The sequence below is a fragment of the Pseudomonas sp. FW305-3-2-15-C-LB1 genome (assembly GCF_058787615.1).
Map to the genome: position 1 here is coordinate 1 of NZ_JBYSZX010000030.1, position 24,607 is coordinate 24,607.

2 protein-coding genes are annotated in these 24,607 nt (G+C 65.8%); both read left to right on the forward strand.

Going from position 1 to position 24,607, the window contains the following annotated elements:
• Nucleotides 1-343: 343 nt before the first annotated feature.
• A complete protein-coding gene (locus tag AC3WP7_RS29435) occupies nucleotides 344-13,204 on the forward strand; it encodes a non-ribosomal peptide synthetase (protein WP_102593170.1) in 12,861 nt (4,286 codons plus the stop codon).
• Nucleotides 13,201-24,507, forward strand: coding sequence for a non-ribosomal peptide synthetase (locus AC3WP7_RS29440; RefSeq protein WP_102650611.1), 11,307 nt, complete (start codon nucleotides 13,201-13,203; stop codon nucleotides 24,505-24,507). Before AC3WP7_RS29435 ends, AC3WP7_RS29440 begins: the two co-directional genes overlap by 4 nt.
• The last annotated feature ends 100 nt before the right edge of the window (nucleotides 24,508-24,607 follow it).

Below are 24,607 nucleotides of genomic sequence, written 5' to 3' on the forward strand. Positions count from 1 at the left end.
AAGCGGTTTCTTTTTGGTTGGCATACATGCACCTCTTACTCATGTTATGCCCGAACACAAAATTTCTGACAGTCCCCGGATTAGGGCCGCTTCGCAGCCCAACGCAGGGCAAGCCTGCTCGCCACAGCAAGCTAAATTGAACCAACCCCCTCCCGCCTTGTCCCCGCTTCCCATGTCACCCCCCGTCCGCCAAATCCCTTAATTTTCCAAGCCTGCCGGAAGCCTCTCCAGGCCCCCGGCTGCGCCCGCTTTTTTTAATGGCGGGCGTCCAGCAGACCCGATCCAAGCGGCAGCTGAAAATGGACTTTCTCCTCAACCGTGACTTATCAGGCAGGTTACCCCCATGCAGTTCAGCGAATTATTGGCAGCGATTTCCACCCATGCGATCCGTCTGCAACGGGAAGAAGGCGACCTGGTCATCCTGGGTGACGACGAGGCGCTGGACGATGCGCTGTGGGACCAACTGATCGCCCACAAGCCGCGCCTGCTGGAGCTGGTCGCCGAACATGGCGGTGACTGGCTGAGCCCGGCCTACCGCATCACGCCGGCCATGCTGCCGCTGGTCAGCCTCGACCAGACGGCCATCGACCGTATCGTCGCTGCCATCCCCGGTGGCGCGGCGAATGTGCAGGACATCTACCCGCTGGCGCCGCTCCAGGAGGGCATGCTTTACCACCATCTGTCGGCTGAACAGGGCGATCCCTACGTGCTGCACGCGCAGTTCGAGTTCGACAGCCACGCACGTTTGCAGGCGTTTGCCGAAGCTTTGCAGTGGGTGATCGATCGCCACGACATCCTGCGCACTTCGATGGTCTGGGAGCGACTTGATGAGCCGTTGCAGGTGGTGTGGCGCAAGGCGACCCTGGCGTGCGAGGCCGTTGGCTTCGAGGCGCGCACCGATCGCATGGACCTGGGCCAGGCACCGCTGCTGCGCCTGGTGTATACCGCAGATCCAGCGGACGGGCGTGTGGCGGCAACGTTGCTGTTTCACCACACCATCCTCGACCACACCGCCCTTGACGTAGTGCGCCACGAGATCCAGCTGTACCTGGCCGGCGAGCAAGCCCAGGCCGGTGAGCCGGTGCCGTTCCGCAGCTATATTGCCCAGGTGCGCCATGGCGTCAGCGAGCAGGCCCATGAGGCGTTTTTCCGCGAGATGCTGGCGGATATCGACGGGCCGACCCTGCCGTTCGGTTTGCAGGATGTGCAGGGCGATGGCCTGGGCATCGACGAGGCACGGGTGCCCGTCGACAGCGCACTGAGCCGCCGTCTGCGCACCCTGGCCCGCCCGCTTGGTGTGAGCGTGGCGAGCATGATGCACCTGGCGCTGGCCCGCGTATTGGGCGTGGTCGCCGGGCGTGACTCAGTGGTGTTCGGCACCGTGATGCTCGGGCGCATGGGGGCGGGCGAGGGCGGTGAACGGGCCTTGGGCATGTTCATCAACACCCTGCCATTGCGCGTGGATGTGGGCGAGCAGGGCGTGCGGGCCGGGGTCAAGGCCACCCACGAGCGCCTCACGGCATTGCTCAGCCACGAGCACGCGTCCCTCGCGCTGGCCCAGCGCTGCAGTGGCGTGGCGGCACCGACGCCGTTGTTCAGCGCCATGCTCAACTACCGCCACAGCGCCGCCACGGACATGGCCGAGGTGATCGAGGTGGCCGAGGGCATCCGCGTGCTCAGCGCCGAGGAGCGCACCAACTACCCGCTGACGGTCAACGTCGACGACCTGGGTGAGGATTTCGCGCTGACGGTGATGGTCGATGCCTCCATCGGCGCCGAACGTGTCGCCACCTACCTGCACACCGCCCTGGAAAGCCTGGCCGACGCCCTTGAGCAGCGACCGGATATGCCGCTCAGCGGCCTGAACATCCTGCCTGACGCCGAACGCCATACCCTGCTGCACGGCCTCAACCACAGCGCCACGCATTACGCCGATACCGCGCTGATCCACTCTCAAGTCGAAGCCCACGCCGCCGCCCAGCCTGACGCCATTGCGCTGCGCTTCGACAATCAGCGCATCAGCTACCGCCAACTCAACGAACGTGCCAACCAGGTCGCCCATCGCCTGCTGGCCCAGGGCATCCGCCCGGATGATCGCGTGGCGATCTGCGTGGAGCGCGGCCCGGAGATGATCATCGGCCTGCTGGGCATCCTCAAGGCCGGCGCCGGCTACGTGCCGATCGACCCGGCCTACCCGCAGGAACGCATCGCTTACACCCTGGCCGACAGCGCACCCTTGGCGGTGCTGGTGCAGGCCAATACGCGCCATCTGGTCGGCGACCTGCCGCAGATCGACCTCAACGGCTTGCGCGGCGAATCCATCGTCAACCCCCGCGTCGACCTCAGCCCGGCCCACCTGGCCTATGTGATCTACACCTCCGGCTCCACCGGCCAGCCCAAGGGCGTGATGATCGAACACCGCCAGGTCGCACGCTTGTTCACCGCCACCGAACACTGGTTCGGCTTCAACCGCAACGACGTCTGGGCGTTGTTCCATTCCTTTGCCTTCGACTTCTCGGTATGGGAAATCTGGGGCGCGCTGATGCACGGCGGCCAGTTGCTGATCGTGCCGCAACTGGTCAGCCGCTCGCCGGACGAGTGCTACACGCTGCTCTGCGAAGCGGGCGTGAGCATCCTCAACCAGACGCCCAGCGCCTTCCGCCAATTGATCGCCGCGCAAGGCCAGAACCCCCGGTCCCATTCCCTGCGCCAGGTGATCTTCGGCGGCGAGGCGCTGGAACCGGGCGTGCTGAAGCCGTGGTACGCCCGGGCGATCAACGCCGGCACGCAACTGGTGAACATGTACGGCATCACCGAAACCACCGTGCACGTGACCTATCGCGCCCTGGAAGCGGCGGATGCGCAGTTGGTCGGCGTCAGCCCGATTGGCGTGCGCATTCCCGATTTGCAGTTGTATGTACTCGACGCGCGCCGCGAGCCGTTGCCGCTGGGCGTAGTCGGCGAGCTGTACGTGGGCGGTGCCGGGGTGGCGCGCGGTTACCTCAACCGTGAGGCGCTCACCGCCGAGCGCTTCCTGGTCGACCCGGCCAGCGGCCAGCGCCTGTACAAGACCGGCGACCTTGGCCGCCTGCTGGCCGACGGCAGCGTCGAATACCTGGGCCGCAACGATGACCAGGTGAAGATCCGCGGTTTCCGTATCGAGCTGGGCGAGATCGAAGCGCACCTGGCCAGCGCGGAGGGCGTGCGTGACGCGGTAGTCATCGCCCGGGAAGACCAGCCGGGCGACAAGCGCCTGGTGGCCTACGTGATAAGCGAGGGCGAGCTGCGTGTGGCCGATCTGCGCGACCATCTGTTGCAGAGCCTGGCCGACTACATGGTGCCCAGTGCCTTTGTGCAACTGGATAAATTGCCGCTCACCACCAACGGCAAGCTCGACCGCAAGGCGCTGCCCGCACCCGATGCCGATGCCCTGGCGCGCCGGGGTTACCAGGCGCCCCAAGGCGCGGTGGAAACGGCCATCGCGGCGATCTGGCAAGACCTGCTCAAGCTTGACCGGGTGGGGCGTGACGACAACTTCTTCGAACTCGGCGGCCACTCCCTGTTGGCGGTCAAGCTGATCGAGCGTATGCGCCAGGTCGATCTCAGCGCCGATGTGCGCGTGCTGTTCGGCCAACCGACGCTGGCGGCGCTGGCCGCCGCAGTGGGGGGGGAGCAAGAGGTGCTGGTACCGGCCAACCGGATCACCACCGCCACCCAGCACATCACCCCGGACATGCTGCCCCTGGTGGATCTGGACCAGGCCAGCCTCGACCACATTATCCAGGGCGTGCCCGGCGGCATCAGCAATGTGCAGGACATCTACGGCCTGGCGCCGTTGCAGGCCGGCATCCTGTATCACCACCTGGCAACCACCGAGGGCGATCCCTACGTGTTGCAGGTGCAGTTCAGCTTCGACGACCAGGTGGCGGTGGACGCGTTTGTCCAGGCGCTGCACAGCGTGATCGAGCGCAATGACATCCTGCGCACCGCGATCCTCTGGGAAGGCCTCAACGAGCCGGTGCAGGTGGTATTGCGCCAGGCGGCGCTGACCGTTGAACGTATCGACGAACCGCTGGCGCAGTTGCAGCAACGCTTCGACCCGCGTCACTTCCGACTGGACTTGAGCCGTGCGTCGCTGATGCGCTTTGTCTACGCCGAAGAGCAGGGCCGGTTTGTCGGCATCCTGCTGTTGCACCATATCCTGCTCGACCACACGGCCTTGCAAGTGCTGGTGGAAGAAATGAGCGCCAGCCTGGCCGGCAACAGCGCGCAACTGCCCGCCGCCGTGCAGTACCGCAACTACGTGGCCCAGGCGCGGCTTGGGGTCAGCCAGGCCCAGCACGAAGCGTTCTTCAGCGAGATGCTCGGCGATATCGACGAGCCGACCCTGGCCTTCGGCCTGCAGGACGTGAATGGCGATGGCAGCGGCATCATCGAGGCCCACTTGCCCCTGGAGCCGGCACTGAGCCTGGGGCTGCGCGAACAAGCGCGGCAACTGGGCGTGAGCAGCGCGAGCCTGGTACACCTGGCCTGGGCGCAGGTGCTGGGGCAGGTGTCCGGCCAGCAGTCGGTGGTATTCGGCACCGTGCTGCTGGGGCGCATGCAAGGCGGCGAAGGTGCCGACCGGGCGCTGGGGATGTTCATCAATACCTTGCCGCTGCGGGTCAGCCTCGGTGCCGTGGGTGTGCAAGCCGGCGTACGCGCCACCCATGCGCGCCTGGCGCAGTTGCTCGGGCATGAACATGCGTCGTTGTCCCTGGCCCAGCGCTGCAGTGGCGTGCCGGGTTCGCTGCCGCTGTTCAGCACCTTGCTCAACTATCGCCACAGTGCGCCGGGGGACGCGCCGGGAGACAACCCGTTCGCGGCCTCCGGCATTCAGATCCTCAGTTCCGAGGAACGCAGCAACTACCCGCTGGTGCTCAACGTCGATGACCTGGGCACAGGCTTTGCCCTGACGGTACAAGGCGTCGCGAGCCTGGATGTGCAGCGCGTGGGGGACTATATGCTCACCGCGCTGCGCCACCTGGTGGCGGCGTTGCAACAGGCACCGACCACGCCGTTGCAGGCCGTGTCGATCCTGCCGGCCGCCGAGCGTCATCAGATACTGGTGGACTTCAACGCCACCGCCCGTGAGTACCCGGCGCACCTGACCGTGCACCAGTTGTTCGAAGCCCAGGCGCTGGCCCGTCCGGAAGCGGTCGCGGCAGTGCAGGGCGCATTGTCCCTGAGTTACCGCGACCTCAACCGGCGTGCCAACCGCCTGGCCCATCACTTGCTCAACCAGGGTGTGCAACCTGGCGAGAGCGTGGCGATTGCGCTGCCGCGCTCGCTCGACCTGCTGATCTGCCAACTGGCGATCCTCAAGTGCGGTGCGGTGTATGTACCGCTGGACATCAACGCGCCGGTCGAACGCCAGGCATTCATCGTGCAGGACAGCGGCGCGCACCGGGTGCTCACGACCCTGGCCGACTTGAACCTGGACACGTTGTCGCCGCGCAACCCTGAGCTGCCGCAGTCTGCCGAAAGCGTCGCCTACATCCTCTACACCTCCGGCTCCACCGGCGCGCCCAAAGGCGTGCAAGTGCCGCACCGCGCCATCTCGCGCCTGGTGCTCAATAACGGCTATGCCGATTTCAATGCCCGCGACCGCGTGGCCTTCGCCTCCAACCCGGCATTCGACGCCAGCACCCTCGACGTGTGGGCGCCCCTGCTCAATGGCGGTTGTGTGGTGGTGGTCGAGCATGCGGTGCTGTTGTCCCAGGCCGCGTTCGCCGCGTTGTTGCAGGAGCAATCCGTCAGCGTGCTGTGGATGACCGCCGGGCTGTTCCACCAGTACGCTGACGCGCTGTTGCCGGTATTCGCGCAGTTGCGCTACCTGATCGTCGGCGGCGACGTCCTCGACCCGCAGGTGATCGACCGGGTGCTCAGGCACGGCAAGCCCCGGCACCTGCTCAATGGCTACGGGCCCACCGAAGCCACCACGTTTTCCACCACCCACGAAATCACCCGGGTCGGCGAGGGCGGCATCCCCATCGGGCGCCCGATCGCCAATGCCCAGGCGTACGTGCTGGACCCGCGCCAGCAACCACTGCCGTTGGGTGTGGTCGGCGAGCTGTACATCGGCGGTGCGGGCGTGGCGACGGGGTATTTGAACCAAGCGCAACTCACAGCCGAGAAATTTATCCCGAACCCCTTCGGCGAGGGCCTGTTGTACCGCACCGGTGACCTGGCCTGCTGGCAGGCCGACGGCACCTTGCTGTACCAGGGGCGCAATGACCTGCAGGTGAAGATCCGTGGTTTCCGTATCGAACCCGGCGAGATCGAGAACTGCCTGGCCAGTTTCCCGGGCGTGAAGGACGTGGTGGTGCTGGTCCGCGAAGACCAGCCCGGTGACAAGCGCCTGGTGGCCTACTACACGGCCAGTGTGGCGCTGGAGATTGAAGCCCTGCGCGCTCACCTGCAAGGCCAGTTGCCGGACTACATGGTGCCGTCGGCGTATGTGTGGCTGGAGCTGCTGCCGCTCACCGCCAACGGCAAACTCGACCGCAAGGGCCTGCCGGTGCCGGACCAGAGCGCGCTGCTCAGCCGCGGCTTCGAGGCGCCGGAAGGCGAAGTGGAAACCCAGCTGGCGCAGATCTGGCAGGACGTGCTCAAGCTGGAGCGGGTTGGCCGTCATGATCATTTCTTCGAACTGGGCGGGCATTCGCTGCTGGCGGTCAGCCTGATCGAACGCATGCGCCAGGTCGGCCTGAGCTGCGACGTACGCGTGTTGTTCAGCCAGCCAAGCCTGGCGGCGCTGGCCGCTGCCGTGGGCAGTGGCCGGGAAATCGTGGTGCCGGCCAATGGCATCCCCAAGGATTGCACCCGGATCACGCCGTCGATGCTGACGCTGGTGCAACTCGACCCCGCAGCCATCGAACGTATCGTCGCGAACGTGCCGGGCGGCGCGGCGAATGTGCAGGACATCTACCCGCTGGCGCCGTTGCAGGAAGGCATTCTTTATCACCACATCAGCGCCGAGCAGGGAGACCCGTACCTGCTGCAATCGCGCATGGCGTTCGACAGCCTGGAGCGTTTGCAGGGGTTCATGGGTGCGCTGCAACAGGTGGTGGCCCGCCACGACATCCTGCGTACCGGCGTGGTCTGGGAAGGCCTGGACAGCCCGGTGCAAGTGGTGTGGCGCGAGGCGAAACTGATCGTGCAAGAGGTCGACCTGGACCCGGCCGAAGGCGACATCATCGAGCAGTTGCATGCACGCTTCGATGCCCGTCACTACCGCCTGGACATCACCCAGGCGCCGTTGCTGCGCATGGTGTATGCCCAGGATCCGGCGAATCACCGTGTGGCGGCGATCCTGCTGTTCCATCACCTGGCGCTCGATCACACCGCCATGGAGGTGGTGGGCCAGGAAATGCGTGCGTTCATGTTCAACCAGGCCCAGGACTTGCCCGAGGCGGCGCCGTTTCGCAACTACGTGGCTCAGGCTCGCCTTGGCGTCAGCGTGGAGGAACACGAGGCGTTCTTCCGCGACATGCTCGCCGATGTGGATGAGCCGACCTTGCCGTTCGGCGTGCAGGACGTGCAGGGCGATGGGGGCGATATCGAGGAAGCCGAACAGGCCGTGGATGCCGCGCTGGCCCAACGGGTACGCGAGCAGGCCCGGCAACTGGGCGTCAGCGCCGCGAGCCTGATGCACCTGGCCTGGGCGCAGGTGCTGGGGCTGGTATCCAGGCGTGACGACGTGGTGTTCGGCACCGTGTTGATGGGGCGCATGCAGGCCGGTGACGGCGCGGACCGTGCGCTGGGCATGTTCATCAACACCTTGCCCTTGCGCGTGGACGTGGCAGCCACTGCCGCCGCTGCGGTCAAGGCCACCCACGGGCGCTTGAGTGCCTTGCTCGGCCATGAACACGCGTCCCTCGCGCTGGCCCAGCGTTGCAGCGGCGTGGCAGGTGCATCGCCGCTGTTCAGCGCCTTGCTCAACTACCGTCACAGCAGCCCCGGTGAAATGGCCCGCGACGGCCACGGCATCTGGGAAGGCGTGCAATTGCTCGGCGGCGAAGAACGCAGCAACTACCCGCTGACCTTGAGCGTGGATGACCTGGGTGAAGGCTTTGGCCTCACGGTACTGGCGCTGCCGCAGATCGGCGCCCAGCGCCTGTGTGCCTATATGCATAACGCCGTAGAACAGTTGGTGGCCTGCCTGGAAAACGCACCGAAGACCCTGCTCAACCAGCTGACGATCCTGCCGGCGGCAGAGCGTGAAACCCTGCTGCGTGATTTCAACGCCACGGCCGAGGATTTCCCGCAGGGGCACACCGTCCACGGTGCCTTCGAGGTGCAGGCCGAACGCCAACCCCAGGCTATCGCGGTGATGCAAGACGGTGAGGCGTTGACCTACGAACAGCTCAACCGGCGCGCCAACCAACTGGCCCATTACCTGTTGACACTCGGGGTACAGCCCGACGACCGAGTAGCCCTGTGTTGTCGTCGCGGCCCGCAGATGCTGGTGGGTTTGCTGGGCATCCTCAAGGCCGGTGCCGGTTACGTGCCCATCGACCCGGCGTATCCCGCCGAGCGCATCGCTTATTTGCTACACGACAGCGCGCCGGTGGCGGTGCTGGCCGAAGCCAGTACCCGCGACCTGTTGGGCAACATCGCCACGGTGGACCTGCACGACCCATGTCTGCAGCAGCATGCCGTCAGCAATCCGCAGCTCAGCCTCCTGACCCCTGCGCACCTGGCCTACGTGATCTACACCTCCGGCTCCACTGGCCAGCCCAAGGGCGTGATGGTGGAACACCGCAGCGTGGAAAACCTGGTGCACTGGCACTGCGAGGCCTTTGGTCTGGATGCGACGAGCCACACCAGCAGCGTCGCCGGTTTCGGGTTTGACGCGATGGCCTGGGAAGTCTGGCCGGCGCTGTGTGTGGGCGCTACCTTGCACCTGCCGCCGGCCGATGTCGGCAATGAAAACATCGACGAACTGCTGGCCTGGTGGCTGGCACAACCACTGGACGTCAGCTTCCTGCCGACCCCGGTGGCCGAATACGCTTTCGGCCAGCAGTTGCAACACCCGACCTTGCGCATCCTGCTGATCGGCGGTGATCGCCTGCGCCAGTTCACCCAGGAGCGGCGCTTTGCCGTGATCAATAACTATGGCCCCACCGAAGCCACGGTGGTTGCCACCTCTGGCCGCGTACGCGCCGGGCAGGTGCTGCATATCGGGCGGCCCATCGCCAACGGCCGTGTCTACCTGCTGGACGCGCACTTGCGTGCGGTGCCGGTGGGCGTGGCGGGCGAGTTGTACGTGGGCGGCAGCGGCGTGGCACGGGGTTACCTGAACCGTCCGGACCTGACCGCCGAACGCTTCCTGCAAGACCCGTTCAACGCCGGTCGCATGTACCGCACCGGCGACCTGGCGCGCTGGTTGCCCGATGGCAATATCGAGTACCTGGGCCGTAACGATGACCAGGTCAAGGTGCGTGGCGTGCGGGTTGAGCTGGGGGAGATCGAAAACTGCCTGGCTGCCGTGGAAGGCGTCGGCGAAGCGGTGGTGCTGGTGCGTGAAGGCCGCCTGATCGCCTGGTTCACCGCACGGCAACCGCTGGCTATCGAGACCCTGCGTGCCGACCTGCAAGCCCGGTTGCCCGAGGCCCTGGTGCCGGTCGCCTATGTGCAGGTGCAGGCACTGCCCCTGACCGCCAACGGCAAACTGGACCGCAAGGCCCTGCCGGAGCCGGATCAGGCCGCGCTGCTGACCCGCGAATACGAAGCCCCCCAGGGCGACGTGGAAACCACTCTGGCGCGCATCTGGTCCGAAGTGCTGCAGGTTGAACGGGTGGGTCGCCATGACCACTTCTTCGAGCTCGGCGGCCATTCATTGTTGGCCGTCAGTCTGATCGAACGCATGCGCCAGGTCGGCCTGAGTGCCGATGTGCGCGTGCTGTTCAGCCAGCCGACCCTGGCCGCTCTGGCCGCCGCTGTCGGCAGCGGTCGCGAAGTGCAGGTGCCGGTTAATCGCATTCCCGCCAACTGCCGGCGCATTACGCCGGACCTGCTGACATTGGTGGAACTCGACCAGGCAACCATCGATCAAGTGGTCGCGCAAGTGCCCGGTGGCGTGGCCAATGTGCAGGACATCTACCCGCTGGCGCCGTTGCAAGAGGGCATCCTCTACCATTACATCACCGCTGAGCAGGGCGACCCGTACCTGCTGCAAACGCACCTGGCGTTCGACAGCCTCGACCGCCTGAATGCCTTTGCCCAGGCGTTGCAGCAGGTGATCGATCGTCACGACATCCTGCGCACCGGTGTGGTCTGGGAGGGGTTGGCGCAACCGCTGCAAGTGGTGTGGCGCACCGCCGAACTGCAGGTGCAGGCGCTGCACCTGCAAGGCGATGTACTGGCCGGCCTGCACCAACGTTTCGATGCACGACGCTATCGCCTGGACATCAGCCAGGCTCCGCTGATCCGCCTGATGTACGCCCAGGATCCCTCCCACCAACGGGTGGTCGCGGTATTGCTGTATCACCATATCGTCCTCGACCACACCGCGTTTGACGTCGTGCTGCGGGAAATGCAGGGCTTCCTGCTCGGCCGGCAAGTGCCCGCGGCTGCACCGATGCCGTACCGCAACTACGTGGCGCAGGCGCGGTTGGGCGTGAGCGAACAGGAGCACGAAGGCTTTTTCCGCGCCATGCTCGGCGATATCGACGAGCCGACCTTGCCCTTCGGCTGGCAGGACGTGCGCGGCGACGGCAGCGCCGTCGAGGAACACAGCCTGCGCCTGCACAGCGACCTCAACCGCCGCTTGCGGGCCCAGGCCCGGCTGATGGGGGTGAGCACGGCGAGCCTGTTTCACCTGGCGTGGGGCCAGGTGCTGGCGGCGACATCGGGCCGCCACAGCGTGGTGTTCGGCACCGTATTGGTCGGTCGCCTGCAAGGTGGCGAGGGCGCCGACCGCGCCCTGGGGGTATTTATCAATACCTTGCCGCTGCGTCTGGATATCGACGGTCAAGGCGCACGTGCCGCCGTACGGGCGACCCATGAACGGCTCAGCGCCTTGCTCGGCCATGAACACGCGTCCCTGGCGCTGGCCCAGCGTTGCAGTGGGGTCGCTGCCCCGGCCCCGCTGTTCAGCTCAATGCTCAATTACCGTCATCGTGGCACGGCCACCCGCTCGCAGGAGGCGCAGCAGGCCTGGGAAGGCATGCAGACCCTGGCCAACGACGGACGTACCAACTATCCGTTGACCTTGAACGTGGACGACTTGGGCGACGGTTATGACATCACCGCTCTGGCACGCGCCGATGCGCAACGCGTGTGCGAGTACCTGCACACGGCGTTGTCGGGCCTGGTCGAGGCGTTGGAGCACGCGCCGCAACACGCGCTCGATCGTTTGCCGATCCTGGGCGCTGAAGAGCGCAATAAGCTGCTGGTCGAATTCAACTCAACCGAGGTGCCGTACGATCTCGATCAGACCCTGCAGGCGCTGTTCGAAGCCCAGGTCGAGCGCACGCCGGAGGCGGTGGCAGTGATTGCCGCCGAGCAACGGCTGACCTACCGGGCACTCAACGAACGCGCCAATCGCCTGGCCCATCATCTGCGTGAGCACGGCGTCCAGCCGGATACACGGGTGGGGATCTGCCTCGAGCGTGGCCTGGACATGGTGGTAGGTCTGTTCGCCATTCTCAAGGCCGGCGGCGCCTACGTGCCGCTGGACCCGGCCTACCCCCAGGAGCGCATCGCCTACATGCTGCAGGACAGCGCGCCGGTGGTGGTCCTCGCGCAAGCGACCACCCGTGCGCTGCTGGGCGACGTGCCGGTGATCGAGCTTGATCACGTCACGTGGCAACGCCAGCCCGCGACCAACCTCCAGGTCCCGGGCCTCACCGCTCGCCACGCCGCCTACGTGATCTACACCTCCGGCTCCACCGGCGAGCCCAAGGGGGTGATCAACGAGCACGCTGGGGTGGTCAACCGCTTGCTCTGGATGCAGGACGCCTACGGGCTCAATGCTGAGGATGCAGTGCTGCAGAAAACCCCGTTCAGTTTCGACGTGTCGGTGTGGGAATTCTTCTGGCCGCTGTTCACTGGCGCACGCCTGGTGATGGCGCGCCCGGGCGGGCACAAGGACCCGGCCTATCTGTGCGAAGTGATCGAGGCGCAGCGGATCACCACCTTGCACTTCGTACCATCGATGCTCGACGTATTCCTCGCCCATGGCGATGTGAGCCAGGCCGAAGGGTTAGTGCGTGTGATGTGCAGCGGCGAAGCCCTGCCGGGCAGCCTGGTGCGGCGCTTCAAGCAGCAATTGCCGGGCATCGGCCTGTACAACCTGTATGGCCCTACCGAAGCGGCGGTGGACGTGACCGCCTGGAACTGTGCGCGGCCCGAGGTGCCGGACAACACACCGATTGGCAAACCCATCGCCAATACCCGCTTGTACGTGCTGGATGCACAGTTGCAACCGGTGCCATTGGGCGTGGTGGGCGAGTTGTTCATCGGCGGGGTGCAAGTGGCGCGGGGTTACTTGAACCGTGCGCAACTGACGGCCGAGCGCTTCCTCGAAGACCCGTTCACCGGCGGGCGCATGTATCGCACAGGGGATGTGGGTCGTTACCTGCCCGATGGCAATATCGAGTACCTGGGGCGTAACGACGACCAGGTAAAAATCCGTGGCCTGCGTATCGAATTGGGGGAAATCCAGGCGCGATTGCGCGAGCACACATCAGTCAAGGACGCCGTGGTGGTGGCCCGCGACGAGCGCCTGATCGCCTACTACACCGGAGAACATGCGCCCGTCGAAAGCCTGCGTGCCCAACTGCTACTGCACCTGCCGGACTTTATGGTGCCCGCGCTGTTCGTGCACCTCGACGCGTTGCCCTTGAGCCCCAACGGCAAACTCGATCGCAAGGCCCTGCCGGCACCGGGCATGGAAGCACGGCTGGTACGCGCGTTCGAAGCCCCCGAAGGGGAGACCGAAATCCTGCTGGCCCGGCTCTGGGCAGAACTGCTCAACGTGGAGCGGGTAGGGCGCCACGACAATTTCTTTGAACTGGGCGGGCACTCGCTGCTCGCCGTCAGCCTCATCGGGCGCTTGCGCCAGGAAGGCATGGAAGCCGACGTGCGCGCGTTGTTCGAACAGCCGACCCTGGCTGGCTACGCCGCATTGACTGAACGAATGGAGATCGTCCTGTGAGCATCAACCAACTGCTGGCGACGCTGAAGACCAAGGACATCCAACTGGCGCTCAAGGGCGAACAGCTATCGGTCCAGGGCAACAAGCAAGCCTTGAGCGACCCGGCGATCCTCGCCGCCCTGCGCGAGCACAAACCGGCGTTGATCGAGCTGATCAAGGCCGGTGAATACTCGGCGACGAAGGCGGGCGTAGTCGACGTACCCGCCAATGGCATACCGGCGGACGCCGAGCGCATCCTGCCGTCGATGTTGACGTTGTCGACGCTGAGCCAGGATGAGGTCGACCGCATCGTCGCCAGCGTCGATGGCGGCGTGGCGAATATCCAGGATATCTACCCGCTGGCGCCCTTGCAGGAAGGCATTCTGTTCCACCACGTCAGTGCCGAGCGGGGCGACCCGTACGTGATGCAATCGCAGTTTTCCTTCGACAGCCTGGAGCGGTTCGAGGCGTTTGCCCAGGCACTGCAAGCGGTGATGGACCGCCACGACATCCTGCGCACAGGAGTGGTCTGGGAGGGTGTGCAGCAACCGTCGCAAGTGGTGTGGCGCCGCGCGCGCCTGCCGGTGCAGGCCTTGGCGCTGGACCCGGCCGACGGCGACATCGCCACGCAACTGCGCGCGCTGTTTGATGCCCGCCACTATCGCCTCGACGTGTCCCAGGCGCCGTTGCTGCGTCTGGTGCGGGCCGAGGACGTGGCCAATCAACGTATCGTTGCCAGCCTGCTGTTCCACCATATGGCCCTTGATCACAGTGCCCTGGAAGTCGTGTGCCACGAGCTGCAGGCCTGCCTGTTGGGGCAGGGCGCGACGTTGGGCCAGGCCGTGCCGTTTCGCAACTACGTGGCTCAGGCGCGGTTGGGGATCAGCGAGCAGGCGCACGAACACTTCTTCCGCCAGATGCTTGGCGACATCAGCGAACCCACCTTGCCGTTTGGCTTGAGCGATGTGCAGGGCGATGCGCGGGGGATTACCGAGGTACACCTGGCGCTGCCGGCGGCGTTGTCGCAACGGTTGCGAGCACAGGCACGGCAACTGGGGGTCAGCGCAGCCAGCCTGTTTCATCTGGGGTGGGCGCAGGTGCTGGGGGTGTTGGCCGGCAAGGAACAGGTGGTGTTCGGCACGGTATTGATGGGCCGCATGCAGGGCAGTCATGACACAGACCGGGCGCTGGGTATCTTCATCAACACCTTGCCGTTTCGCGTGGACGTGGGCCGCGAGGACGTGCGCACCGGGGTCAAGGCGACTCATGCGCGGCTGACGACGTTGCTGCGGCATGAGCACGCACCGTTGGCGCTGGCCCAGCGGTGCAGCGGCGTGGTGGCGCCGACGCCGTTGTTCAGCGCCTTGCTCAATTATCGCCACAGTGCCTCGGCGGCCAGTGACGAAGCGATCTCCGCCTGGCAGGGCATCGCTGCGCTGAGCGCCGAGGAACGTACCAATTACCCCTTGACCCTGAGTGTCGACGACTTCGGCGATGACTTTGCCCTGAGTCTGCTGGCCAGCACCCTGGTGGATCCGCAGCGCGTCTGTGCCTACGTGCAGACCGCCTTGGAAAACCTGCTGACTGCGCTCGAACAGGCGCCAGACACTGCGCTCAACCAGGTGTCAGTGCTTCCGTTCGCCGAGCAGCAGTGGTTGTTGGAACACTTCAACTCCACCCACACGGATTTCCCCCAAGGCACCACGCTGCACGGGCGCATCGAAGCCCAGGCCGCGCTGAGCCCCGACGCCATTGCCGCCGTGCATCAGGGCCGCCAGCTCACCTATGCCGAACTCAACCAGCAAGCCAACCTGCTGGCCCATCATCTGCTGGCGCTGGGGGTCAGGCCTGACGACCGCGTCGCCATCGTCGCCCGTCGCGGGCTGGATACCCTGGCCGGCCTGCTGGCGATTCTCAAGGCCGGCGCCTGCTATGTACCGGTGGACCCATCGCACCCGGCCGAGCGCCTCAACTACCTGCTCAGCGACAGCGCCCCGGTGGCGGTGTTGACCCAGCACGCCTTGCTCGAGCGCCTGCCGGCCCTTGACGTGCCGGTGATCAACCTCGACCGCTACACCTGGCAGCACCATTCGGCGAGCAACCCGAAGGTTGCGGTCACGCCGTCCAACCTCGCCTATGTGATCTACACTTCCGGCTCCACCGGTCTGCCCAAGGGCGTCATGGTGGAGCACCACACCGTCGCCAATCTGGTTGACTGGCATTGCCATGCCTTTGACCTGTGCGCCGGGCGCCACACCGCCAGCGTCGCCGGGTTCGGCTTTGACGCGATGGCCTGGGAAGTCTGGCCGGCGCTGTGCGTGGGCGCGACCCTGCACCTGCCACCGGCCCATGACGGCACCGAGGATGTCGACGCACTGCTGGCCTGGTGGTGCGCGCAGCCGTTGGACGTATGCTTCCTGCCCACGCCGGTGGCCGAGTACGCATTCAGCCAGCAGCTCGAACACCCGACGCTGCGCACGCTGCTGATCGGTGGTGATCGCTTGCGCCAGTTCGGTCGCGCCCAACGTTTCGACCTGATCAACAACTACGGGCCGACCGAAGCCACGGTGGTCGCCACCTCCGGTAAGGTCGAGGCCGGCCAGCCGTTGCACATCGGCAAACCCATCGCCAATGCCACGGTGTACCTGCTGGATGAGCAGCAGCGGCCGGTACCGCTGGGGGTGGCGGGGGAGTTGTATGTGGGCGGTAAAGGCGTGGCGCGGGGTTATCTCAACCGTGCGGAGTTGACGGCCGAACGTTTCCTGCAGGACCCATTCAACGCCGGGCGCATGTACCGTACCGGCGATCTGGCACGCTGGCTGCCGGACGGCACTATCGAGTACCTGGGGCGCAATGACGACCAGGTGAAGATCCGTGGCATGCGCATCGAACTGGGCGAAATCGAAGCCCAACTCAACCAGTTGGCGGGTATCCAGGAAGCCGTGGTGCTGGTGCGTGAAGAGCGGCTGGTGGCGTATTTCACCGAAAACCGCCAGCTCGACCCGCTGGTGGTAGCCGAACTCCGCGCCCACCTGGTGGCGCACCTGCCGGACTACATGGTGCCGGTCGCCTATGTGAAGCTGGACGCGTTGCCCCTGACCGCCAACGGCAAGCTCGACCGCAAGGCCCTGCCGGCGCCGGACATGGCCGCAGTGTTTACCCGCGAGTACGTGGCTCCCGAAGGTGAAATCGAAACCGTACTGGCGCAGATCTGGGCCGATGTGCTGCAGGTGGAGCGCGTCGGGCGTCGCGATCATTTCTTCGAACTGGGCGGGCATTCCTTGCTGGCGATGCGCATGGTCTCGCAGATCCGCCAGCGCCTGGGTGTGGAGTTGCTGCTCGGCGATTTGTTTGCCAATGCCGAGTTGGCGGCGGTGGCCGAGGTGCTGGCCCAGTCCGGTCGCAGCACCTTGCCAGCTATCCTCCCGGCCAATCGTGATGAGCCCACGCCGCTGTCCTTCGCCCAGCAGCGCCTGTGGTTCCTGGCGCTGATGGAAGGCGCCAACACTGCCTACAACATTCCCATCGGGCTGCGTCTGCGTGGGCAGTTGCATGTGGAGGCGCTGCAACGGGCGCTGGCGCGCATCGTTGCGCGCCACGAAACCCTGCGCAGCCGCTTTGCCCAGCGCGGCGACGAGGCCCAGGTGGTGATCGTGCCCGCCGAAGACGTGTTGCCCCTGCAAGTGCAGGACCTGCGCCGCCACCCGCAACCACAGCAGGCGCTGGACGCGTTGATCCATGGCGAGGCCTCGGCGCCGTTCGACCTGGAGCGCGGCCCGCTGCTGCGCGGGCGTCTGGTGGTAATGGCCGACGATCACCATGTGCTGTTGCTGACGCTGCACCATATCGTGTCCGATGGCTGGTCCATGGGCGTGCTCACCCGCGAACTGATGGCGCTGTACCAGGCCTTCAGCCACGGCCAGCCCGACCCCTTGCCGGCGCTGCCGATCCAGTACGGCGACTTCGCGGTATGGCAGCGCCTGTGGCTCAGCGGTGAAGTGCTGCAGCGCCAGAGCACCTTTTGGCAACAGGCGCTGGCCGGTGCGCCGGCCTTGCTCACGCTGCCCACCGACCGCCCGCGCCCGGCGCAGCAGGACTACGCCGGCAGTAGCGTCGAGGTGCGCCTGGACGAACGCCTCACCGCCGGGCTCAAGGCCTTGAGCCAACGCCACGGCACCACGCTGTACATGACCTTGATGAGCGCCTGGGCCTCACTGCTGGCACGGCTCTCCGGGCAGCACGATGTGGTGATCGGCTCACCCGTGGCCAACCGCACGCGCAGCGAAGTGGAAGGGCTGATCGGCCTGTTTGTGAACACCCTGGCGGTGCGCATCGACACCTCGGGCGAGCTGAGCACCGAAGCGCTGTTGGCGCGGGTCAAGGCCCAGGCCCTGGAAGCCCAGGCCCACCAGGACCTGCCGTTCGAACAAGTGGTAGAGATCACCCGGCCACCGCGCAGCCTGGCCCACAGCCCGCTGTTCCAGACCCTGCTGACCTGGCAGGACAGCAGTGCGCCGACCCTGGCCCTGGGCGACCTGGCCTTGGAAGGCATCGTCGAGGACAGTCACTTCGCCAAGTTCGACCTGTCCCTGGACCTGTCGGAAGTGCAGGGCACCCTCATCGGCGCGCTGGAATACGCAGTGGCGCTGTTCGACGCATCGACGGTGCAGCGTTACGTCGGCTACTTCACCCGCGTGTTGCAGGCCATGGTGGATAACGACCAGGCGGTGCTGGAACAGGTGCCGCTGGTGGATGAGCGTGAGCGCCAGCACCTGCTGTTTGATTTCAACGCCACCGAAGTCGCTTATGACCTCGAGCAGACCTTGCATGGCCTGTTCGAAGCGCAGGCGACGCGGACGCCGGACGCCATTGCCGTCAAAGCCGATGACGGCGTGTTGACCTATGCCGAGCTGAATGCGCTGGCCAATCAACTGTCCCGCCACCTGCTGGAATTGGGTGTGCAGCCGGATTCACGGGTGGCGATCTGCGTGGAGCGCGGCCTGGACATGGTCATCGGCCTGTACGCGATCCTCAAGGCCGGCGCCGCCTATGTGCCGCTGGACCCGGCGTATCCGCTGGAGCGCATTGCCTACATGCTGGAGGACAGCGCACCGGTAGCGGTGCTGGCCCAGGGCGCGACGCGGGCATTGCTGGGGGAGGTGCCGGTGGTCGATCTGGACCAGCCGAGCTGGCAGCACCAGCCTGTCGACAACCCTCACGTGCCAGCCGTCGGTGCCTACGTGATCTACACCTCCGGCTCCACCGGCCAGCCCAAGGGCGTGATCAACGACCACCCCGGCGTGGTCAACCGCCTGCTGTGGATGCAGGACGCCTATGGCCTGCAAGCCCATGACCGGGTGCTGCAAAAAACGCCGTTCAGCTTCGACGTGTCGGTGTGGGAGTTCTTCTGGCCGCTGTTCACCGGCGCCTGCCTGGTGATGGCGCGCCCGGGCGGGCACAAAGACCCGGCGTACCTGTGCGAGGTGATTGCCGCCGAGCAGATCACAACGCTGCACTTCGTGCCGTCGATGCTGGATGTATTCCTGGCCCATGGCGATGTGAGCCAGGCCGAAGGGTTAGTGCGTGTGATGTGCAGCGGCGAAGCCCTGCCGGGCAGCCTGGTGCGGCGCTTCAAGCAGCAATTGCCAGGTAGCCAATTGCATAACCTGTACGGCCCGACCGAAGCCGCTGTCGATGTGACCGCATGGAACTGCGCCGGGCCGGTGACGCCGGACAACACGCCGATCGGCAAACCGATCGCCAACACCCGCATGTACGTGCTCGACGCACAGATGCAGCCCGTGCCATTGGGCGTGGTCGGCGAGCTGTTCATCGGTGGCGTGCAAGTGGCGCGCGGCTACCTGAACCGGCCGGAACTGACCGCCGAACGCTTCCTCAAGGACCCGTTCACCGATGGGCGCCTGTACCGCACCGGCGACGTTGGTCGCTACCTGGCGGACGGGACGATCGAGTACCTGGGGCGCAACGACGATCAGGTGAAGATCCGTGGCCTGCGCATCGAACTGGGGGAAATCCAGGCGCGCCTCACCGACCACCCGCAGGTCAATGAAGCCGCGGTGATCGCCCGCGACAATCGCCTGATTGCCTACTACACCGGTGTGTCCAGCGAGATCGACGCCTTGCGCACGCATCTTTTGCAGCATCTGCCGGAATTCATGGTGCCGTCGATCTTCGTGCACCTGGATAACTTGCCCTTGAGCCCCAACGGCAAGCTTGACCGCAAGGCACTGCCCGCGCCGGGCCTGGACTCGGTGGTGGTGCGCGAGTACGAAGCGCCCCAGGGCGACACGGAGATCGCCCTGGCCAGCCTGTGGGCCGAGCTGCTCAACGTGGAGCGCGTGGGCCGTCACGACAACTTCTTCGAGCTGGGCGGCCACTCGTTGCTTGCGGTGGGCCTGATGGGGCGCATGCGCGGCCTCGGGTTGTCGGCGGATGTGAAAGTGCTGTTTGGCCAGCCGACTTTGTCGGCCCTGGCGGCGGCCTTGGGCGCAGGGCGTGAAGTGGCGGTGCCGGTCAATGGCATTACGGCCGATTGCACGGCGATCACCCCGGACATGTTGCCGCTGATCCAACTGGATCAGCCGGCCATCGAGCGTATCGTCGCCTGTATCCCCGGCGGCGCGGCGAATGTGCAGGACATCTACCCGCTGGCGCCGTTGCAGGCCGGCATGCTCTATCACCATCGCGCCGCGCAGGGCGGTGACGACTATGTGCTACGGGCGCAGTTTGCATTCGACAGCGCCCGGCGACTGGAGGCATTTGCCCTGGCCTTGCAGGCGGTGATCCAGCGTCACGACATCCTGCGTTCGTCGTTCCATTGGGACGGCCTGGAAGAACCGGTTCAGGTGGTGTGGCGCGAGGCTTCGCTGCGGGTCGAACACGGGCCGGTGCCGGAGCGTCTGGACCTGTCCCAGGCACCGCTGATGCGCCTGGTGGTGTGTGACGGCAGTGCCATCTTGCTGTTCCACCACCTGGTGATGGACCACATCGCCCTGGAGATTTTGCAGCACGAAATGCAGGCGTTTCTCTCGGGCACGCCACACACCCTGGGCGCGCCGGTGCCGTATCGCAACTATGTGGCCCAGACCCGCTTGGGGGTTGACGATCACGAGGCATTCTTCCGTGAGATGCTGGGCGAGATCGACGAGCCGACCCGCCTGGAAACCCTTGGCGGCAATGAGCAGGTTCACTGCACCCTTGACCTGGAGCTGAGCCAACGCCTGCGCACCCAGGCCCGGCAATCCGGGGTGAGCGCCGCCAGCCTGATGCACCTGGCCTGGGCGCAGGTGCTGGGCAAGGTCTCGGGTCGGGAGCAAGTGGTGTTCGGCAGCGTGATGCTTGGCCGGCTGCAAGGCGGCGAAGGGGCCGAGCGGGCCATGGGCGTGTTCATCAACACCCTGCCGCTGCGGGTCGACCTGGGTCGGCACAGCGTGCGCGACGCGTTGCGCGCCACCCACGCACGCCTCACTCAATTGCTCAGCCATGAGCAGGCGCCGTTGGCCTTGGCCCAGCGCTGCAGTGGCGTGCCGGTGACCACGCCGCTGTTCGATACGCTGTTCAACTATCGCCACAGTGCGCCGCAGGTGGCGAGCGAGGCCTGGCAGGGCATCCGGTTGCTCAAGGCCGAGGAACACAGCAACTATGGCCTGTCGGTGAGCGTGGATGACCTGGGCGCGGGTTTCTCCTTGAAAGTCGTGGGGCAGGGCGCCCGTCGCGTGTGCGACTACCTGCACATCGCGGTGGAGCAACTGGTACAGGCGTTGGAACAGGGCGGTACGCTTGCCATCGCCTATGTGCCGATCCTGCCCGCCGCCGAACGCCAGCAATTGCTGGACCTGAACGCCACCACCCGGGCATTCCCGCGTGAACATACGGTGCAACGCCTGTTCGAAGCCCAGGCCCATGCACGGCCGGCTGCGCTGGCGGCGCTGCAGGGCGAGCAGTCACTCAGTTATGGCGAGCTGAACAGCCGCGCCAATCGCCTGGCCCATCATTTGCTGGGCCTTGGAGTACGCCCCGGCGATCATGTGGCGATCCTGTTGCCGCGTTCGCTGGACCTGCTGGTCAGCCAGTTGGCCGTGCTCAAGTGCGCCGCCGCCTATGTGCCGCTGGACATCAACGCCCCGGCGGAGCGCCAGGCGTTCATGGTGCAGGACAGCGGCGCGGCCTGGTTGTTGACCGGCAGCGAGCGTGCCGTCGACTACGCCGTGCAACGCCTGGACCTCGACACCCTGGCCCTCGATCCGCAACCGAGCCACAACCCGGACCTGTCGCAGTCCTCGGACAGCGTGGCGTACATCATGTACACCTCAGGCTCCACCGGCACGCCCAAAGGCGTGTTGGTGCCCCATCGCGGCATCACGCGCCTGGTGCTGAATAACGGCTACGCCGACTTCAACGCCAGTGACCGCGTCGCCTTCGCCTCCAACCCGGCGTTTGACGCCAGTACCATGGACGTGTGGGGGCCGTTGCTCAATGGCGGCCAGGTGCAGGTGATCGACCACGCCACCTTGCTCGATCCGGCTGCGTTTGGCCTGGCGTTGGCGGATGCGACGGTATTGTTCGTCACCACGGCGTTGTTCAACCAGTACGTACAGCTGATTCCCCAGGCCCTGGCGGGCCTGCGCATCCTGCTGTGCGGTGGTGAACGGGCCGACCCGGCGGCGTTCCGCAGTCTGTTGGCCCAGGCACCGGCATTGCGCCTGGTGCATTGCTACGGGCCGACCGAAACCACCACCTACGCCACCACCTACGAAGTGCGGTCGCTGGCCGAAACGGCCGACAGCGTGCCCATCGGCCGGCCGATCTCCAATACGCAGGTGCATGTGCTGGATGCGCAGTTGCAACCGGTGCCCGTGGGCGTGACCGGTGAAATCTGCATCGGTGGGGATGGCGTGGCCAAGGGGTATCTGAACCGTCCTGAACTGACCGCTGAAAAGTTTGTGCAGGACCCGTTTATCCCAGGCGCCTTGATGTACCGCACCGGCGACCTTGGCCGCTGGACGGCGCAGGGTTTGCTGGAGTGCATCGGGCGCAATGACGACCAGGTGAAGATCCGTGGTTTCCGTATCGAACTGGGTGAGATCGAAGCGCGCCTGGCCAACGTTGCGGGTATCCAGGATGTGGTGGTGCTGGCCCGCGAGGACGCCCCAGGGGACAAGCGCCTGGTGGCGTATTTCACCTGGGCCGACACGCCTGTCGGCATCGACAGCGTGCGGGCTTGCCTGCAAGACCAGTTGCCGGACTACATGCTGCCGTCGGCCTTTGTGCCGCTGGAGTCCCTGCCGTTGACAGCCAATGGCAAGATCGACCGCAAAGCCTTGCCGGTGCCCGCCCTGGAAGCTCTGCACCGCCGCGAGTTTGAAGCACCGGTGGATGCGTTGGAGCAGACCCTGGCAGCGCTGTGGGCAGAGGTATTGAAGCTGGAACAGGTCGGGCGTCACGACAGCTTTTTCGAACTGGGCGGGCATTCACTGCTGGCGATCCGGTTGGTCAACCTGATGGAGGAAGCGGGTTTGCCCGTGTCCCTGGCGGAGTTGTTCCAGCATGCCAGCGTTGCCTCCGTCGCCGCGATGCTGCGTCAGCGCACTGATGAGCCTGTGCGCGATCCTGCGGTGATCACGGTGCGCAGCAGTGGTTCGCAGGCGCCGCTGTTCCTTGTGCATGAATTCAGTGGCATGGATGTGTATTTCCCGGCGCTGGGCCAGCATCTGCCCGGCGACTACCCGATTTACGGCCTGCCGGGCCTGGCGCTCGGCGAGCCGCACCTGGACACCATGGAAGGCCTGGCGGCGCGCCTGGTCGGGTTGATCCGGGGTATTCAACCCCATGGGCCTTACCGGGTCGCCGGCTGGTCGTTTGGCGGGGTGCTGGCCTATGAAGTGGCGATGCAACTAGTGGGGCTGGATGAACCGGTGGCATTCCTCGGTTTGATCGACAGCTACGTGCCGCGTATGACCGACCAGGGCAAGGCGCGCTGGAGTGGGCCGGACGCGCTCAAGCGGCATTTGTTGCTGCAGTGCACGGCGTATTGGAAAGCACAGGGAGGTGTGGATGAACTGGCGAACGTTGGGCAGTTGGCGTCGCAGATTGAACAGCTGGACTTTGCGGGCCTGCTGCAACGCTGTCGCGATCAAGGTCTGCTATACGCGCAAATGGCGGCGGCTGCGGACGCGGACCTCTTGAGCTTTATCGAACGGGAAGTGGGGCACGGGCATGCGCTGGCGCACTACAGCCTGTTCCCGTTGCCCGTGGCGGTGCACCTGTTCAGCGCGGATGAGCGGCCGACCGAGTTGTCGCGGCGCAGTGAGTCCCTGGGGTGGCATGAGGTATTGGCGCCAGGCCAGTTGCGCCAGGTACAGGTGCCGGGGGATCACCAGAGCATGATGCAAACGCCGCATATCCAGGCACTGGGGCGAGCGATGAGCGAGGTGCTGGCGGCCTGTTTGCCGCAGGCCCAGGCGCCGCATCAGCCGTTGTTGCGCATTCAGAGTGGCCGGGCGGGGTATGCGCCGGTGTTCTGTGTACCGGGGGCAGGGGACAGTGTCACCGGGTTCGTCGGCTTGGGCGAGGCACTGGGGCGTGACTGGCCTTTGTTTGGCTTGCAGCCGCGTGGGCTGGACGGCGAAGCGGTGCCCCATAGCCAGGTGGAAGCGGCGGCGGCTTGTTACTTGATGGCCTTGGAGCAGGAATGTCCGCACGGGCCGGTGCATCTGGTGGGGCATTCGTTCGGGGGCTGGGTCGCGCTGGAGATGGCGCTGCGGTTGCAGGCGGCCGGGCGGGAGGTGGCGTCATTGACGGTGATCGACAGTGAGGCACCTGGGGGGACCGCGAAGGTGTACACCACGACGGCGGCGTTGCTGCGGTTGATCGAGGCGATGCAGTTGTCGGCGGGCAGGTCGCTGGGAATTGATCCTGGAGATTTTGCCGCGTGTGATGAGGAGGCGCAGCGGCAGCGGTTACATGCCGGCATGGTCGGGGTGGGATTGTTGCCGGGGCGTTCTGCGGTGGATGCGATGGAGGGGCCGGCGCGCACTTATGCGGCGGCGTTGCGTACGGCGTATCGGCCTGGTGCGCGGTTCAAGGGCGTGGTGCGGTTGGTGTTGGCTGAGGATCCGGCGCTGGATGCGGCGGGGAATCAGCGGGAGCAGGGGATGATGGTCGAGGGGTGGCGGCGACAGGGGAGTGGGTTGCAGGTTTGGTATGGCGGGGGGAATCACTTTACGTTGCTCAAGGCGCCGAATGTGGCGGGGTTGGCACGGTGGTGGCTGGGGGGCGTGGTGGTTGGGGAGGTGGTTTCGTGAGTGGATTGTCGGTGTACATATCCGTTGCTTCGGTAACGGCTAGCCCGGCGGCCTCAGGGCCGACCGGTATTGTGTTTGTCGAGCGCGGCTCAAATGTGGG

Excerpts from the sequence above, each read along its gene's own strand:
- AC3WP7_RS29435 (WP_102593170.1), top strand. The coding sequence starts at position 344 with ATGCAGTTCAGCGAATTATTGGCAGCGATTTCCACCCATGCGATCCGT.